This window comes from Saccharomonospora iraqiensis subsp. paurometabolica YIM 90007 (assembly GCF_000231035.2).
Classification (GTDB): Bacteria; Actinomycetota; Actinomycetes; order Mycobacteriales; family Pseudonocardiaceae; genus Saccharomonospora; species Saccharomonospora paurometabolica.
This window is the reverse complement of the sequence record NZ_KI912250.1, coordinates 228,838-229,385: the sequence shown is the minus strand read 5'-3', so window position 1 is coordinate 229,385 and position 548 is coordinate 228,838. Positions and strand designations below refer to the sequence as shown.

Sequence of the window (548 nt, the reverse complement as noted above, 5' to 3'; positions counted from 1 at the left end):
GCGGTCGCCGCGGCCGCGCTGCTGGTCGCCGCGGCGGTGCTCGTCCGCGGTGCGGTCCCGCTCTACGGCTGGTGGTACCCGCACGCCGCGCCCGCGACGGTGTTCGTCGTCGTCCTGGCCGCGGCGGTGGTGCTGTGGGGCCCGGCCCTCGCCGAGCGACTCCCGTGGCGGGGGCTGCTCACCCTCGGATACGGCACCGCCCTGGCCTGGATGACCGGGTTGGCGCTGGTGGACGGGTGGCGACGCGGCTTCGCCCGCCGCCTGACGACGCCGCACGAGTACCTGCACGAGGTGGACCGGGTCACCGACATCCCGGCGATGGTGGACGTGTTCGCCGAGCGGATCGTCGCCGGACAGCCCGGCCACTGGACCACGCACGTGGCCGGGCATCCCCCCGGTGCGCTGCTGGTGTTCGTGTGGCTGGACCGGATCGGGCTCTCCGGGGGCGCGTGGGCCGCGATCGTGTGCGTGCTCGCCTCCGCCCTGGTCGCCGTGGCCGTGCCGGTGACGCTGGCCGCGCTCGGCCGTGCCGACGCGGCCCGGGCGTG

1 pseudogene is annotated in these 548 nt (G+C 76.8%); it reads left to right on the top strand.

From position 1 onward, the window contains the following. Positions 1 to 548, top strand: a pseudogene (locus tag SACPADRAFT_RS28370) (hypothetical protein); the annotation flags it as partial.